Below are 15,661 nucleotides of genomic sequence, written 5' to 3'. Positions count from 1 at the left end.
GCTCATTCCGCCGTCACCTGCGTTCCGATTCCCTTGCTCGTGAACAGCTCCACCAGCACGGAGTGCTGGACGCGGCCGTCGATGATGGCCGCGGCGCCGACGCCGCCCTCGACCGCGTCGAGACACGCCTGCATCTTCGGGATCATCCCCGATTCGAGGTTCGGCAGGAGCTCTCGCAGCTCGTCCGCCGTGAGGTGCGAGACGAGCGAGTCGCGGTTGGGCCAGTCGGCGTAGAGGCCGGCGACATCCGTGAGGACGACCAGCTTGCGCGCCTTCAGGGCCACGGCCAGGGCCGCCGCCGCCGCGTCCGCGTTCACGTTGAGCGACTGCCCGGGGTGGTCGAGGTCGGGCGCGATGCTCGAGACGACGGGGATGCGACCCGCGTCGAGGTGGTCGAGCACGGCCGACGGATCGACCTTCACGACATCGCCGACGCGACCCAGGCTCTCCTCGACGCCGTCGATCAGCACACCGCGCTTGCGGCCGCCGAACAGGCCCGCGTCCTCGCCGGACAGGCCGGTGGCGAGGGGCCCGTGCGAGTTGATCTTCGCCACGAGCTGCGGGTTGATGTGGCCGGTCAGCACCATGCGCACCACGCTGATCGCCTCGGTGCTCGTGACGCGGTACCCGCCCTTGAACTCGCTGGGGATCGCGAGACGGTCGAGCATGCTCGAGATCTGCGGGCCCCCGCCGTGCACCACGACGGGGCGCACGCCCACGTAGCGAAGATAGGCGATGTCCTGCGCGAAGGCGTCCTGCAGCTCCTCGCTGATCATCGCGTTGCCGCCGTACTTCACGACGACGATCTGATCGCGGTACTTCTTCACCCACGGCAGCGACTCGATGAGGGTCGACGCCTTGGTGGCCGCCTCCTCGGGGCTGGTGTCCTGGATGTCGACGTCCTGGATGTCGATGTGGTTGGTCATGAGGAGTAGGCGCTGTTCTCGTGCACGTAGTCGTGGGTCAGGTCGTTCGTGAGGATCGTCGCCGTTGCGTCGCCGCTGCGCAGATCGATCAGGACGTGGGTCGCGCGCGGGGTGAGGTCGACCTCCTCGCGGGCGCGGTCGGGGCCGCCCTGCGTGCACACGCGCACGCCGTTCATCGTCACGTCGACGTCATACGGGTCGAACGCCGCCTGCGTGGTGCCGATCGCGGCGAGCACCCGGCCCCAGTTCGGGTCGTTGCCGAAGATGGCGGCCTTGAAGAGATTGTTCCGCGCGACCGAACGGCCGACCTCGACGGCGTCGTCCTCGGACGCCGCGCCGACGACCTCGATCGCGATCGCGTGGCTCGCGCCCTCGGCGTCGTCCTGCAGCTTGGCGGCGAGCTCGCGGCTGACCTCCAGCAGCGCCGCGCGGAACTCATCCTCGTCCGGCACGACGCCGGAGGCGCCGCTGGCGAGGAGGGTGACCTGGTCGTTGGTCGACATGCAGCCGTCCGAGTCGAGGCGGTCGAAGCTGACGCGGGTCGAGGCGCGCAGGTGCGCGTCGAGCTGGGACGCATCCAGCACGGCATCGGTCGTGATGACCACGAGCATCGTGGCGAGACCGGGCGCCAGCATGCCGGCGCCCTTGGCCATCCCGCCGATCGCCCAGCCGTCGCCGTGGCGGACCGCGGTCTTCGCGACGGTGTCGGTCGTCATGATCGCCGCCGCCGCGTCGTCTCCGCCGTCGGCGCTGAGCGCGGCGATGCCCTGGGTCGTGCCCTCGAGCACCTTGGCGCGGAAGACGTCGTCGCCGGATCCGATGAGGCCCGTCGAGCAGACGAGGACATCGCCCGCGCTCACACCGAGCAGCTCTGCGGCCTTCTCGGCGGTCTGGTGCGTGGTCTGGAAGCCGAACGAGCCGGTGAAGCAGTTCGCGCCGCCCGAGTTGAGCACCACGGCCTCGACGACGCCATCGGCGATGGCCTGCTGCGACCAGATGATCGGGTTCGCCTTCGCGCGGTTGCTGGTGAAGACGGCGGCGCCGGCCTTCAGCGGGCCGCGGTTGACGACGACGGCCACGTCCTTCTTGCCGGTCGACTTCAGGCCGACGGCGACACCGGCCGCCTCGAACCCCTGGGCTGCGGTCACACTCACGGTGCCACTCCATTCACGCTGAGCGCCAGGCCTTCGGGCAGGCCGAGCGCGATGTTCATCGACTGGATCGCGGCTCCCGCCGTGCCCTTCGTCAGGTTGTCGACGGCCGTGACCACCACGACGCGACCGGCGCCGCGGTCGATCGCGAGGCCGATGAGGGCCGTGTTGGCGCCGATCACGTCGGCGGTGCGCGGCATCTGACCCTCGGGCAGCAGCTGCACGAACCGCTCGTCGCCGTAGGCGGCCTGCCACGCGTCGCGGATCTCGGCGTCGGTCACGCCGTCGACGATCCGGGCCGTGCTGGTGGCCAGGATGCCCCGCGCCATCGGCACGAGAACGGGGGTGAACGACAGACCGATGTGCCCGGTAGCGCCGGCGCCGCGCAGGGCCTGCTGGATCTCGGGGATGTGGCGATGGGTGCCGCCGACGGCGTAGGGGTTCGCCGATCCGAGGATCTCGCTCGCCAGCAGGTTCGTCTTGAGGCTCTTGCCGGCACCCGACGGGCCGACGGCGAGGACGCTCACCAGGTCGGTCGACTCGATGACGCCGGCGGCGATGCCCGGGGCGAGGCTGAGCGCGACGGTCGACGCATTGCAGCCGGGGGCAGCGATGCGGGTCGCGCCGACGAGCGCGTCGCGCTGGCGACCCTCGCCGACCGGCAGCTCGGGCACCCCGTACGTCCAGGGCTCGTGGAAGTCGCCGCCGTAGAAGGCGTCCCAGTCGTCCTTGCCCGTGAGACGGTGATCCGCACCGCAGTCGATGACGAGCTTCACATCGGTGAGCGCGTCGGTGTACTGCCCGGACTGCCCGTGCGGCAGCGCGAGGAACACGATGTCGTGTCCCGAGAGGATCTCGGGAGTCGTGTCCTGCAGCGTCAGGTGCGCCAGCGATCGCAGGTGCGGCTGGTGCGCGATGAGCGGCTGACCGGCGTTCGAGTGCGCGGTGACGGTGCGGATCTCGACGTCGGGATGGTCGGCGAGCAGCCGAAGCAGCTCGCCTCCTGCATAGCCAGAAGCGCCGGAGACGGCGACCGAATAGGTCATGGGTTCCACCTTATTGTCCGTGAGCGGGGGCCGTTGACGGCGACGCCGCTCGGCCCGTCAGGGGCCGGCTCGATCGCGCCTCAGGCGCGAGAGCTGCGCGGCGTCGCCGAGAATCGGCGGCCACGCGGACGTCGGCGCAGGACGATGCCCCGGGTGGGGTGCAGGGTCGTCTGGCCATTCGGCATGCGCCGAGAGTATCAGAACGCGGGCTCTCGCCATCCGCCGGGGGTCGCCGTACGGTGGTCGCGATGGCCCAGGATCCCGCCGGAGAGCGCGCCGCCGAGCGTCAGACCATGCTCGAGTGGCACCTCCGGGCGCGTGGGATCCGCGACCCGCGCGTGCTCGACGCGATGGGCCGGGTGCCGCGCGAGCTGTTCGTCCCGGCCGCGGTGCTCGCCGACGCCTACGCGGACTCCCCGCTTCCCCTCGGGCACGGGCAGACCATCTCGCAGCCGTACATCGTGGCGCTCACCGCGGAGGCCGCCCTCCTCCGGCCCGGCGACCGCGTGCTCGATGTGGGCACCGGATCGGGCTACGCCGCCGCCGTGTACGCCGCGGCCGGCGCGCGAGTGTGGTCGATCGAGTACATCCCGGCCCTCGCGGAGCAGGCGCGCCGGGCCCTGGACGCCGCCGGGTGCGGCGAGGTCGAGGTCACGACGGGCGACGGCACCCTCGGCCTGCCGGAGCTTGCGCCGTTCGATGCGATCCTCGCCGCGGCGGCCGGATCGGAGATCCCCCGCCCCTGGGTGGACCAGCTGGCCGAGGGCGGCCGCATCGTGATGCCGCTCGAGCGCGGCTGGGGGTGGCAGCAGCTGATCCGCGCCACGCGCACGGGCGACGAGCTCGCGATCGACGACCTCGGCGGTGTGCGCTTCGTGCCGCTGCGCGGAGCGCACGGTCTGCGCTGATCCGGAGACGGCTTCGCGCCGAGGCCCGGAGGCGCTCGGCGCGAAGAACGTGCGGGCGGGTGCTGCTACTCGCGCAGCGTCGCGCCGTGGCGCTCGGTGGCGAGGGCGACGCCCGCGAGCTTGGCCTCGGTGGCCTCGGCAGCGGTGAGCGTGCGATCCGGCGCGCGGAAGCGCAGTGCGAACGTGAGGCTCTTCGACCCCTCCGGGACGCCCTGACCGCGGTAGTCGTCGACCAGGCGGACGCCCTCGAGGAGGTCACCCGCACCCTCGACGAGCGCCGCGCGGAGCGCGCCGGCGGGAAGCGCGGCGTCGACCAGGAGGGAGACGTCCTGCGTGGCGGCCGGGAAGGTCGACAGCGAGGCCACGGTCACGCGCTCGCCGGCGAGGGCCAGGATCGCGTCGAGGTCGAGCTCGGCGACCGTGACGCGACCCGGCAGGTCGGCGTCCGCCGCGACGGCGGGCACCAGCTCGCCGACGTAGCCCACCTCGGTGTCGCCGACCGTCAGCACGCCGGTGCGACCCGGGTGCAGGGCCGCGCGCTGCGACTGCGAGACCTCGATGTCGACACCCGCGGCCACCGCGATGACGCGGACGGCGTCGAGCGCGACCTCGAGGCCGGCGGCCTCGGCGTCACGACCGGGCTGCTTCGGCGCCACGGCCCCGGTGAGCAGCAGCGCGAGGTGGCGAGGCTGCGGCGGGATCGACGCATTGAGCGCGGCGAGGGTCGCCTCATCCGGGCGCGCGGCACCCGGCGGGATCGTGTCGGTGCCGTAGGTCACCCCCGGCTCCGGCAGGAACACCGTGCCGACCTCGAACAGCGCGAGGTCGGTGTGCCCACGGGACACGTTGCGATGCGCCGTCTGCAGCAGCGCCGGGACCAGCGAGCGTCGCAGGAACGGCGTCTGGCCGTCCAGCGCGTTCGCAAGGCGCACGCTCGGCAGCGACTCGCCCGAGGCCGACCCGTGCAGGTCGTTCTGCTCCTGGGAGATGAAGGGGAACGAGGGGGTCTCGACGAAGCCCGCCGCGGCGAGGGCGTTCGCCACGCGGCGGCGCCCCTGCTGTGCGGCGGTCAGGCCGCGCCCGGAGGGCGGGGTCGGGAGGACCGACGGGATCGCATCGAGCCCGTCGATGCGCGCGACCTCCTCGGCCAGCGTCCACTTGTCGGTGAGGTCGGGGCGCCACGAGGGGGCGGTCACCGACCACCCCTCGGCGGTCTCGGTCACCGTGCCGCCGATGATGGTCAGCGTCTCGGCGATGCGCTCCGGCGTGTAGTCGACGCCCACGATGCCCTGCACGAAGCCGGAGGGCAGCGCGATGGGCTCGGGCGCGAACGTCGCGCCGAGCCGGCCGCCGAGCTCGTCGGCGGTGCCCCCGGCCAGCTCGACCATCAGGTCGACCACGCGCTGGGCCGAGGCGGCGGGCAGCAGCGGGTCTACCCCGCGCTCGAAGCGACGCGACGCCTCGCTCGGCAGCTTGTGCCTGCGAGCCGTGCGGGCGATCGAGACCGTGTCGAACACGGCTGCCTCGATCAGGACGTCGGTGGTGGCGTCGCCGATCTCGGTCGCCGCTCCGCCCATAACGCCCGCGAGGCCGATCGGGCCGGACTCGTCGGTGATCAGCAGGTCCTGGGCGTCGAGCTTGCGGACCTGACCGTCGAGCGTCTCGAGGGTCTCGCCCGCGGTCGCTCGACGGACTGTGATGCCGCCCGTGAGCTTGTTGAGGTCGTAGCCGTGGATCGGCCCACCGAGCTCGAGCATCACGTAGTTGGTGATGTCCACGAGCAGCGAGATGGAGCGGATGCCCGCCAGCGACAGGCGGGCGATCATCCACGGCGGGGTCGGGCGCGTCGGGTCGACGCCCCGCACCGCACGGGTGACGAACTCGGTGACGCCGTTGCGGCCGCGGATCGGGGCCTGGTCGTCGACGACGACGGGGAAGCCCGAGGCGGGCTGCGGCGTGACGGCGAAGGCCGGGTCGCGGTAGGCGGCACCGGTCGCGTGACCGTACTCGCGCGCAAGACCGCGGATCGACATCGCGTAGCCGCGATCCGGCGTCACGTTGACGTCGACCGCGACGTCGTCGAGGCCGAGGAGCTCGATCGCGTTCGTGCCCGGTTCAGGGTCGAGGCCCAGCTCGACCAGACGCAGGATGCCGTTGTGCTCGTCGCCGAGACCCAGCTCGCGCGCGGACGCGATCATGCCGTCGGACACGTGTCCGTACGTCTTGCGCGCGGAGATCGGGAAGGGGCCGGGCAGCACCGCTCCGGGCAGCGAGACGACGACCTTGTCACCGACCTCGAAGTTTCCGGCGCCGCACACGATGCCGCGGGGCTCGGCCTCGCCGACATCCACCTGGCACCAGCGGATCGTCTTGCCGTTCGACTGGGGCTCAGCGTCGAACGAGAGGACCGTGCCGACGACGACCGGCCCGCTCAGCTCGAAGCGGATGACCTCCTCCTCCTCGAAGCCGACCGAGACGAACGCCGCGAGGACGTCCTCCGGGGTCGCCGAAGCGGGGACATCCACGTACTCACGCAGCCACGAAAGCGGGACGCGCATCACACCACCATCCCGAACTGCTCGCTGAAACGGACATCGCCCTCGGCCATGTCCCGCATGTCCTGCACATCCGAGCGGAACATCAGCGCCCGCTCGATCCCGATCCCGAATGCGAAGCCCGAGTAGACCTCGGGGTCGATGCCCGCCGCACGCAGCACGTTGGGGTTGACCATGCCGCAGCCGCCCCACTCGATCCAGCGCGCGCCGCCCTTGAAGGTCGGGTGCCACAGGTCGAACTCGGCAGAGGGCTCCGTGAACGGGAAGTAGTTGGTGCGCAGGCGCGTCTTCGCCTCGTCGCCGAACAGCGCCTTCGCGATGTGGTCGAGGGTGCCCTTGAGGTGCGCCATCGTGATGCCCTTGTCGATCACGAGGCCCTCGGCCTGCGTGAAGACGGGGAGGTGCGTGGCGTCGAACTCGTCGGTGCGGTACACGCGCCCCGGGCACAGGATGTAGATGGGCAGCTCGCGATCGAGCATGGACCGCACCTGCACCGGGCTCGTGTGCGTGCGCATCACCAGGTGGCGGGCCACCGGGTCGACGAAGAACGTGTCCTGCATCTGACGAGCGGGGTGATCCTCGTCGAAGTTGAGGGCGTCGAAGTTGAACCACTCGTGCTCGAGCTCGGGCCCCTCCGCGATCTCCCAGCCCATGCCGACGAAGACGTCGGAGATCTGCTCCTGCAGCACGGACATGGGATGGCGGGCCCCGACGCGCGTGCGCGAGGCGACCGCGGTGATGTCGATGCGCTCGGCCTCGAGCCGCGCCGCGGTCTCGGCCTGCTCCAGCTCGGCCTCTCGCGCCGCCAGGGCCTGGGTCACACGCCCCCGTGCCGAGCCGACGAGCTTGCCGAACTCGGCCTTTCGCTCGTTCGGCACGCTGCGCATCTGCGCGTTCAGGGCGGCCAGCGGCGACCCCTCCCCCGCGTGCGCGGATCGGGCGGCCTTCAGGGCCGCGGTGTCGGGGGCGCCGGCGATCGCTGCGAGCGCGTCGGCGACCGCGGATTCCACCGCCTCGGGGGTGATCTCGGGAGCATCAGACACGAGACCCGAGTCTACCGTCGCGGCTCGACGCCGCCCGACGGGTCAGAAGCCGTCGGCACCGCCGGCGCTGTTGTTCCCGTCGTGCTTGCCGAGCCCCCTGCGCGAGGCGATCGCGTCCGACCTGTCGACCTCGTCGAGGTGCCCGAGATCCTGCACGCCGATGAGCGCGGTGTTCGTGCCCTCGTGCAGGCGGGGCGCGATGGCCGCCTCGGCGGCGCGGACGCGAGGCGACTTGCGCATGCGCTTCTCGAGGAGGCGTGCCGCGCCCGAGAGCAGAAGGCACAGGCCGATGTAGATGGCGCCGATCACGATGGTCGACGGGATGATCGGTCGGTCCAGCGTCGACTGCGCGCCGAGGTACTTCGCGTAGAAGAGCAGCTCCTCGTAGGTGATGATGAAGCCGAGCGCCGTGTCCTTCAGCGTGACGACGAGCTGCGACAGGATCACCGGCAGCATCGCTCGGACGGCCTGCGGCAGCAGGATCAGTCGCATAACGCCCGCCTTGCGCAGGCCGATCGCGTAGCCGGCCTCGCGCTGGCCTCGCGGCAGCGCCTCGACGCCGGCGCGGATGACCTCGGCGAGCACGGAGCCGTTGTAGGCGACGAGAGAGATCACAACGACCCAGAAGCCGTCGACGCGGACACCGGCGACCGGAAGGCCGTAGTACAGCAGGAACATCAGCACGAGTACCGGGACGGCTCGGAAGAACTCGATCACGACGGTGAACGGCCAGCGCACCCAGGCGTGATCGGACAGTCGTCCGATCGCCAGGAGGAAGCCGACCGCGAGCGCACCGACGGCCGCGACGAGGAAGGCGCTCACGGTGTTCCACGTGGCGACCAGGATCGACTGCCACACGCGGGTGTAGGTGAACGCGGCCCACTTCTCGGCGGCGAACTGCCCGGTGGCGAACAGGCGCCACACCAGGAATCCGATGACGGCGGCGACCACGAGGATCGTGAGCACGCCGATGATGCGGTTGCGGGCGATCGCCTTCGGGCCGGGGACGTCGTACAGAACGGAGCTGCTCATCGCGCGACCCTCCAACGGTTCTCGAGAGTTCGCTGCAGCCAGGACAGCAGCAGCACCAGGGCGACGAAGATGACCATCACCCAGAGGATCACGACCAGCTGGTTCTCGCCGCGCTCGGAGAGCCAGTCGCGTGCGGATCCGAGGTTCATGATCGAGAAGCCCGCGGCGACCGTGGTGTTCTTCAGCAGGGCGATGAACACGCTCATCATCGGCGGGATCACCGAGCGGAAGGCCTGCGGCAGCACCACGAGCGTCATCACCTGGCCGAAGCCCAGGCCGAGCGCGCGGGCGGCCTCCGCCTGGCCGACGGGGACGGTGTTGATGCCCGATCGGATCGTCTCGGCCACGTAGGTGGCCGTGTACACACCGAGCGCGGCGATCGCGAAGATGAACTCGCGGCCTCCGCTGGCGCGGACCTCGAGGAGGGGCGGCAGCGCGAACGCGAAGCCGAAGAACACCAGCGTGAGCGGGGTGTTGCGGATCGTGTTGACGTAGAAGGTGCCCACCGCGCGCGCGACCGGCACCGGGGACACACGCATCGCGCCCACGATGATGCCGAGCACCAGGGCGAGCGCGCCGCCCCCGAAGAAGAGCACGAGGGTGCCGACGAGCGCTTCGCCCCAGAAGTCGAGGTTGTCGAAGATGACGCCCATGGGGGTCCTTTCGTGCTGAACCGCGGGACGCGATGCGAGCGGGGAGGGGTGCGGGGGCGCCCGTCAGGCGGACGCCCCCGCGAAGTGGATCAGTCGACGGCGGGCTGCTCGGCGACCACGCCCGAGGGGGCGAGGTACTCGTCGAACAGCGCCTGCCACACATCGCCGCCATCGGTGAAGAGGGTGTTGATGTGCTCCTGCAGGGCGGTGTCGCCGTCGGCGAGGCCGACGCCGTAGCGCTCCTCGCTGAAGGGCTCACCCGCGAGCTTCAGGTTGTCGGGGTCCTGGGCGACGTAGCCGGCGAGGATCGCCTCGTCGGTCGTGATCGCGTCGACCTGGCCGGCGAGCAGCTGCTCGACGCACTCGGAGTAGGTCTGACGCTCGGTGACCTCGCCCTTGTACTCCTCCTTGATGCGCTGCAGCGGGGTCGAACCCGTCACCGAGCACGTCACCTTGTCGGCGAGGTCGTCCGGACCCTCGATCGAGTCGTCGTCGGCGCGGACCAGCAGGCCCTGACCGGTGATCAGGTACGGACCGGCGAAGTCGATGACCTCGTCGCGGGCGTCCGTCATCGAGTACGTGCCGACGTAGAGGTCGACGCCGCCGTTGATGATCTCCTGCTCGCGGTTGGCCGAGGGCACCGTCTTGAACTCGATGCCGTCCGGCTCCTCGAAGCCGAGCGAGGCCGCGATCCAGCGGGCGATCTCGATGTCGAAGCCGCTGCGGTCGCCGGTGGTGGCGTCCTCGTAGCCGAGGCCCGGCTGGTCGGCCTTGACGCCGATGACGAGCTTGCCCGCCTCCGTGGCGCGCTCGAAGGTCGGGCTGTCGAGCTCGACGCCCTCCGCGACCTCCCAGAGAGCCTTGTCCTTGCCGTCGTCCCCGCCCTCGGGGGCGGTCGGCGAGCCGCTGTTGCACGCCGTGAGCGCGAGCAGGGCCGTCAGGCCGAGGCCCAGGCCCGCCGCCACTCGCGAAGTCCGCTTGATGCTGAACATGTGATTCCTCCTTGGTGGGGTGGTCCATCCGATCCGCGCTCGTGTGCGCGGGATCATCGGGTTCAGTGCGTGATGAGCTTCGAGAGGAAGTCCTTCGCGCGATCACTCCGGGGGTTCGTGAAGAACTCCTCCGGCGTCGCCTGCTCGACGATCTGACCGTCGGCCATGAACACGACGCGGTTCGCGGCCTTGCGCGCGAAGCCCATCTCGTGGGTCACGACGATCATCGTCATGCCGTCCTTGGCGAGCGCGACCATCACGTCGAGGACCTCGTTGATCATCTCGGGGTCGAGCGCGCTGGTCGGCTCGTCGAAGAGCATGACCTTGGGCTGCATGGCCAGGGCGCGCGCGATGGCGACGCGCTGCTGCTGACCGCCGGACAGCTGCGCGGGCAGCTTCGAGGCCTGCTGGGCCACTCCGACGCGCTCGAGCAGGGCCCGCGCCTCCTTCTCGGCCTCGGCCTTGCTCAGGCCGCGGACCTTGATGGGGCCCAGCGTGACGTTCTCGAGGATCGTCAGGTGCGCGAAGAGGTTGAAGGACTGGAACACCATGCCGACCTCGGCACGGAGGTTCGCGAGCGCCTTGCCCTCCTTGGGCAGCTCCTCGCCGTCGATCGTGATGGTGCCGCTGGTGATCGTCTCGAGGCGATTGATCGTGCGGCACAGGGTCGACTTGCCGGATCCCGACGGGCCGATGACGACGACGACCTCGCCCTTGTCGACGGTGAGGTCGACGTCCTTGAGAGCTTGGAAGTCGCCGTAGTGCTTCTGCACGTCGCGGACGACGACGAGGGGTTCTGCCATGGGCCCACCCTATGGGGTGCCTGGGACGCGAGCCAGGACTGATCTGCCCGCTTTACCGAGTTGTGACCGGGCGATCCGGGCGTGTCGCCGCCGCGCGGCACCGCATCATGCCCGGTGGGCGAACGCGCTCTCGTAGAGGCAGACGCTCGCGGCCGTCGCGAGGTTCAGCGACTCGGCCCTGCCGAAGATCGGCAGGCGCAGCGCGCGGTCGACGAGCTGCAGGGCCTCGTCCTCGAGGCCGTGCGCCTCATTGCCGAACAGCCAGGCGGTCGGGTTCGCCAGCGCGCCGTCCGCGCGCGCCTCGAGCAGGTCGTCGCCCTTCACGTCGGCCGCGATGACCGTGAGCCCGGCCCCGTGGGCCCGCTCGATGACGTCCTCCAGCTCGGCGCCGACCGAGACCGGCAGGTGGAACAGCGAGCCGGTGGTCGACCGGACGACCTTGGGGTTGTAGGGATCGACGGTGCGACCGGTGAGGATGACCGCGTCCGCGCCGGCGGCGTCGGCGGCGCGGATGATCGTGCCGAGGTTCCCCGGATCGCGGACCTCCTCGCAGATCGCGATGAGCTTCGGCTCCGCCGCGAAGATGTCCTTCAGCGCCGTCGGGTTCTGCCGGGCGACGGCCACGAACCCCTGCGGGGTGACGGTGTCGGCCATGGCGTCGAGCACGGTCTCGGTGACGAACTCGGCCTCGATGCCCTCGTCCGTCAGCAGCGTCCGGATGTCCTGATGGCGCTCGAGCGCCGTGGGGGTCGCGTAGACCTCGACGAGGGTGTCGGGCCGATAGGTGAGGGCCTCCCGCACCGCCTGGGGCCCCTCGAGCAGGTACAGCCCCGTGTCCTTCCGGGCCTCCCGCTTGGCGAGCTTGGCAACGGCCCTGACGCGCGGCGTCCGCGGATTCTCCAGCACGGACCCAGTCTAGGGAACAGGAAAGGCGCCCCCTGTCGGGGACGCCTTTCCGGAAAGCAGAAGTTCGTCAGCGGCCGGAGGCCGATGAGGGAACAGCTGTCACGCAGCAGCCTTCGGCGCGTTCACGTCGGCCGGCAGAGCAGCCTTCGCGGTCGCGACCAGCGAGGCGAACGTGGCGGGCTCGTTCACGGCGAGCTCGGCCAGGATGCGACGGTCGACCTGCACACCCGCGAGGCCGAGGCCCTGGATGAAGCGGTTGTACGTCATGCCGTTCGCGCGCGAGGCGGCGTTGATGCGCTGGATCCACAGACGACGGAAGTCGCCCTTGCGCTTGCGACGGTCGCGGTACGCGTAGACGAGCGAGTGGGTGACCTGCTCCTTCGCCTTCCGGTACAGGCGCGAACGCTGGCCACGGTAACCCGAGGCGCGCTCGAGGATGACGCGACGCTTCTTGTGGGCGTTTACTGCCCGCTTGACTCTAGCCATTTCTTATCTTCCTAACGAGATTTCGCGTCAGCGACCGAGGAGGCGCTTGACCTGCTTGAGGTCGTTGCCCGAGATGACCTGGTCGCCGTTCAGGCGACGCTTGCGCGCGCTCGACTTCGACTCGAGGTTGTGGCGCATACCAGCCTGCTGCTTCTTGATCTTGCCGCTGCCGGTGATCTTGAAGCGCTTCTTGCTGCCCGAGTGGGTCTTCTGCTTCGGCATCTTCTCTTCCTTCGTGAATGCGCCCGGAGGGCGACGATTTCCACCCGCCGAAGCGGGAGCATGTGGAGCGGATTACTCCGCTGCGGGAGTCTCGGCGACCGGGCTCTCGGCGTCCTCGCCCGGGGCCTGGCCCTTGGCTTCGCGCGCCGCCTGCTTGTTCGCGGCGCGAACGGCGTTCAGCTCGGTCTTGACGTCCGACTTGTTGCGGTGCGGCGCGACGACCATCACCATGTTGCGGCCGTCCACCTTGGGGCTGGACTCGACGTTGCCGAACTCGGCGACGTCCTCCGCGAACTTCTTGAGGAGGCGGACACCCTGCTCCGGGCGCGACTGCTCGCGACCGCGGAAGAGGATCATCGCCTTGACCTTGTCACCGGACTTCAGGAAGCCCTCAGCGCGCTTGCGCTTGGTCTCGTAGTCGTGCTCGTCGATCTTCAGACGGAATCGGACCTCCTTGAGGACCGTGTTCGCCTGGTTGCGACGGGCTTCCTTGGCCTTCTGCGCGGCCTCGTACTTGAACTTGCCGTAGTCCATGATCTTGACGACGGGAGGCTTCGAGTTGGGGGCGACCTCGACCAGGTCGAGATCGGCCTCCTGCGCCAGACGCAGGGCGGCCTCGATGCGAACGACGCCGATCTGCTCGCCAGCGGGGCCGACGAGTCGGACCTCGGGCACGCGGATGCGCTCATTGGTACGGGGATCGCTGATGCGGAACTCCTTGGGTGGTGACGGAGGCCACCGCGACACGGATTCATGCCACGGGCGGGAGAAGAATTCAGCGTCCACCCGGCAGACGTCACGCGTCAGCCGCACCCTGCATCCGGACACGCGGAGCGCGATCCTGGAACACCCGGGCCGAGACCCGAGGGAGTGCATGACCCGGTAGCCTTGTAACGGCAAGCGCGGGTGGGATGTGAATCCTCTTTCGTCTGGGTTCTCATCGAGAAGCACCAGAGCCCGGGAAAGTCTAGCAGAGAGCGACCCATGAGCACCAACCCGGCCCACAGCCACGTCTACGACGCCGACCGCGACGCCCGCTGGGAGGAGCAGGAGCGCGCCGGCGGCGACACCTCGGCCGTCCGCGACATCGCCGACGTCGCCGCCGTCGAGGTCATCGGCACCGCCTGCGTACACCTCATGAGCGCCGCTGCGGTCAAGCTCGGCCTCGCGGACGAGCATGACGCCGAGGCCGACGTCGATCTCGACGAGGCTCGCAAGCTCATCAACGCCCTCGCGGGGCTCGTGACCGCCGCGGCACCGGAGATCAGCGACATGCACGCGCGTCCGATCCGCGACGGCCTGCGTTCGCTGCAGCTGCGCTTCCGGGAGATCTCGACGATCCCCGACGCACCGGGCAAGGGACCGGGCGAGAAGTACACCGGCCCCGTCAACTGAGCCGTCGGCGCCGCCCTACGGGGCGGCGTCGAGCTTGACGCTCAGCGAGTCGACCAGCGTGGCGACGCGGTCGTCCTGCGACCATCGACGCGCGAGGCGCGCGAGCACCGCATCCAGCTCGCCGCGCTCCAGGCCCTGCATGAGGGTCAGACGCACCACGAGCTCGGGCCCGTGCAGCCGCGCGTCCGGGTCGCCCGGCTCGAGGGCGAGATCGAGGACGGCGAGCTCGCCGCCGATGCTCTCCTGCAGCCCGCGGTAGACCTCGGGGTTGAGGAACGCCGGCGTCCAGGGCTCGCCCTGGGCGAGCGCCCACACGGCGGGGCGGCGCACCACGAACTCGGTGTCGCTTGTCGGATCGAGGACGATGAGATCGGTGTCCTCGGCCGACGCGGCCAGTGCCGCGCGCACCGCCTCCACGGGAATGGGACGCGCCTTCGCGTCCCAGCGGCCGAGCGCGGCGACCGAGCTGAACACCGGGAGCACCTTGCGCCCGTCGGGCGCGCCCACCGTGACGATCGAGAGCTCCTGCGTCTTGTCGACCGCGAGCCCGTGCGCCCCGATGCCCTCGTCCCCCTTCTCGGCGACGAGGGGGATCAGCACCCGCGCGTGGCGGAGGGCATCGACGACCGCGGCCTGGTCGCCCGAACCGGAGCGGAACGCGGTGACCGCCGCGAGGAGCACCGGATCAGCGGATCCGTCGTCCGACGCGTGCGGATTCGCCTCGAAGTGCCGGCCCTCCCAGGGGACGCCGGCGCTGTCGGCGGAGCCGTCAGTCTCCGGCGACATCCAGCGCCTCGGCCAGGGTGAACTGGCCCGCGTAGAGCGCCTTGCCCACGATCGCGCCCTCGACGCCGTTGGGCACAAGACGGCGCAGCGCCGCGATGTCGTCCAGCGTCGAGACGCCGCCCGAGGCGACGATCGGCTTGTCGGTGCGCTCCGTCAGCTCGCGCAGCAGCTCGAGGTTCGGCCCGCGCAGCGTGCCGTCCTTGGTGATGTCGGTGACGACGTAGCGGCTGCAGCCGGCCTCGTCGAGGCGAGCGAGCGCCTCCCAGAGGTCGCCGCCCTCCTGCGTCCAGCCGCGGGCGGCGAGAGTCGTGCCGCGCACGTCGAGACCGACGGCGATGGCCTCGCCGTAGCGGCCGATCACCGAGGCGGTCCACTCGGGGTTCTCGAGCGCCGCGGTGCCGAGGTTGATGCGCTGGGCGCCGCTCTCGAGCGCCGCCTCGAGCGAGGCGTCGTCGCGGATGCCGCCGGAGAGCTCGATGTTCACACCGCGGGCGTGCTTGATGACCTTGCGCAGGATGCCGGCGTTGCTGCCGCGACCGAAGGCCGCGTCGAGGTCGACGAGGTGGATCCACTCGGCCCCCTGCCGGAGCCAGTTGTCCGCGGCCTCGATCGGGTCGCCGTAGTCGGTCTCGGTGCCGGCGGCGCCGTGGGTGAGGCGCACGGCCTTGCCACCCTGGACATCGACGGCGGGCAGCAGGATCAGTCCGGGCGTGGACGCGAAATCGTTCATAGCTCCTGGTGTGCTTCGAGTTCGTCC

The 15,661-nt window shown here is 70.5% G+C and carries 17 protein-coding genes; 2 read left to right on the top strand and 15 right to left on the bottom strand.

The window, feature by feature from the left end:
* Positions 1-2: 2 nt before the first annotated feature.
* Genes argB through argC form a run of 3 tightly spaced genes read right to left on the bottom strand, consistent with a single transcriptional unit; the run spans position 3 to position 3,123 of the window.
* Positions 3-926, bottom strand: a complete 924-nt coding sequence (gene argB, locus ACOKGD_RS04610) for an acetylglutamate kinase (RefSeq protein ID WP_342336473.1) — start codon at positions 924-926, stop codon at positions 3-5.
* Positions 923-2,080 carry a bifunctional glutamate N-acetyltransferase/amino-acid acetyltransferase ArgJ gene (gene argJ / locus ACOKGD_RS04605; protein ID WP_342336474.1) on the bottom strand — a complete coding sequence of 386 codons (1,158 nt, stop codon included), beginning with the start codon at positions 2,078-2,080 and terminating at the stop codon, positions 923-925. Before argJ ends, argB begins: the two co-directional genes overlap by 4 nt.
* Positions 2,077-3,123, bottom strand: a complete 1,047-nt coding sequence (gene argC, locus ACOKGD_RS04600; RefSeq protein WP_342336475.1) for an N-acetyl-gamma-glutamyl-phosphate reductase — start codon at positions 3,121-3,123, stop codon at positions 2,077-2,079. The genes argJ and argC overlap by 4 nt, the downstream gene beginning before the upstream one ends.
* Before the next feature lie 248 nt (positions 3,124-3,371).
* On the opposite strand from argC, the gene ACOKGD_RS04595 reads away from it, so the two are divergent.
* Positions 3,372-4,031, top strand: coding sequence for a protein-L-isoaspartate(D-aspartate) O-methyltransferase (locus ACOKGD_RS04595; RefSeq protein WP_342336476.1), 660 nt, complete (start codon positions 3,372-3,374; stop codon positions 4,029-4,031).
* A gap of 65 nt (positions 4,032-4,096) precedes the next feature.
* Here the strand turns inward: ACOKGD_RS04595 and pheT are convergent, their stop codons facing one another.
* The 10 genes from pheT to infC form a co-directional block, all read right to left on the bottom strand.
* Positions 4,097-6,589 (bottom strand): phenylalanine--tRNA ligase subunit beta, encoded by a 2,493-nt coding sequence (gene pheT / locus ACOKGD_RS04590; protein WP_342336477.1) that lies wholly within the window; start codon positions 6,587-6,589, stop codon positions 4,097-4,099.
* Entirely contained in the window at positions 6,589-7,629 is a 1,041-nt protein-coding gene (gene pheS / locus ACOKGD_RS04585; RefSeq protein WP_342336478.1) for a phenylalanine--tRNA ligase subunit alpha, read from the bottom strand. The genes pheT and pheS overlap by 1 nt, the downstream gene beginning before the upstream one ends.
* A 42-nt stretch (positions 7,630-7,671) precedes the next feature.
* Positions 7,672-8,661, bottom strand: a complete 990-nt coding sequence (locus ACOKGD_RS04580) for an amino acid ABC transporter permease (RefSeq protein ID WP_342336480.1) — start codon at positions 8,659-8,661, stop codon at positions 7,672-7,674.
* Entirely contained in the window at positions 8,658-9,314 is a 657-nt protein-coding gene (locus tag ACOKGD_RS04575; protein ID WP_342336481.1) for an amino acid ABC transporter permease, read from the bottom strand. The genes ACOKGD_RS04580 and ACOKGD_RS04575 overlap by 4 nt, the downstream gene beginning before the upstream one ends.
* Before the next feature lie 89 nt (positions 9,315-9,403).
* Positions 9,404-10,306 (bottom strand): glutamate ABC transporter substrate-binding protein, encoded by a 903-nt coding sequence (locus tag ACOKGD_RS04570; RefSeq protein WP_342336482.1) that lies wholly within the window; start codon positions 10,304-10,306, stop codon positions 9,404-9,406.
* Positions 10,307-10,368: 62 nt separating this feature from the next.
* Complete coding sequence (locus tag ACOKGD_RS04565) at positions 10,369-11,109, bottom strand: amino acid ABC transporter ATP-binding protein (protein WP_342336483.1); 741 nt, start codon at positions 11,107-11,109, stop codon at positions 10,369-10,371.
* Between the two features lie 105 nt (positions 11,110-11,214).
* Positions 11,215-12,015: a TrmH family RNA methyltransferase gene (locus ACOKGD_RS04560; RefSeq protein WP_342336485.1), complete on the bottom strand. Its 801-nt coding sequence runs from the start codon at positions 12,013-12,015 to the stop codon at positions 11,215-11,217.
* 99 nt (positions 12,016-12,114) lie between these two features.
* On the bottom strand, positions 12,115-12,501 hold the full coding sequence (gene rplT, locus ACOKGD_RS04555) for a 50S ribosomal protein L20 (protein ID WP_342336487.1): 387 nt from the start codon (positions 12,499-12,501) through the stop codon (positions 12,115-12,117).
* A 27-nt stretch (positions 12,502-12,528) separates the two neighbouring features.
* On the bottom strand, positions 12,529-12,723 hold the full coding sequence (gene rpmI / locus ACOKGD_RS04550) for a 50S ribosomal protein L35 (protein WP_342336489.1): 195 nt from the start codon (positions 12,721-12,723) through the stop codon (positions 12,529-12,531).
* 72 nt (positions 12,724-12,795) lie between these two features.
* The gene (gene infC / locus ACOKGD_RS04545; RefSeq protein WP_342336490.1) at positions 12,796-13,398 is read right to left on the bottom strand and encodes a translation initiation factor IF-3; all 603 of its coding nucleotides are present in this window, start codon (positions 13,396-13,398) and stop codon (positions 12,796-12,798) included.
* A 309-nt stretch (positions 13,399-13,707) separates the two neighbouring features.
* Between infC and ACOKGD_RS04540 the strand changes: the two genes are divergently transcribed.
* Entirely contained in the window at positions 13,708-14,118 is a 411-nt protein-coding gene (locus ACOKGD_RS04540; protein WP_342336492.1) for a DUF1844 domain-containing protein, read from the top strand.
* Positions 14,119-14,133: 15 nt separating this feature from the next.
* Here the strand turns inward: ACOKGD_RS04540 and ACOKGD_RS04535 are convergent, their stop codons facing one another.
* Together ACOKGD_RS04535 and priA are read right to left on the bottom strand one after the other, a co-directional pair.
* Entirely contained in the window at positions 14,134-14,904 is a 771-nt protein-coding gene (locus tag ACOKGD_RS04535) for an SseB family protein (RefSeq protein WP_342336493.1), read from the bottom strand.
* Positions 14,888-15,634 (bottom strand): bifunctional 1-(5-phosphoribosyl)-5-((5-phosphoribosylamino)methylideneamino)imidazole-4-carboxamide isomerase/phosphoribosylanthranilate isomerase PriA, encoded by a 747-nt coding sequence (gene priA, locus ACOKGD_RS04530; protein WP_342336495.1) that lies wholly within the window; start codon positions 15,632-15,634, stop codon positions 14,888-14,890. Before priA ends, ACOKGD_RS04535 begins: the two co-directional genes overlap by 17 nt.
* Positions 15,635-15,661 lie beyond the last annotated feature (27 nt).

Source organism: Microbacterium phosphatis (assembly GCF_049177115.1).
Taxonomy (GTDB): Bacteria; Actinomycetota; Actinomycetes; order Actinomycetales; family Microbacteriaceae; genus Microbacterium; species Microbacterium phosphatis.
Note: the sequence above shows the minus strand (reverse complement) of the source record. Positions and strands in the feature narration are given on the sequence as shown.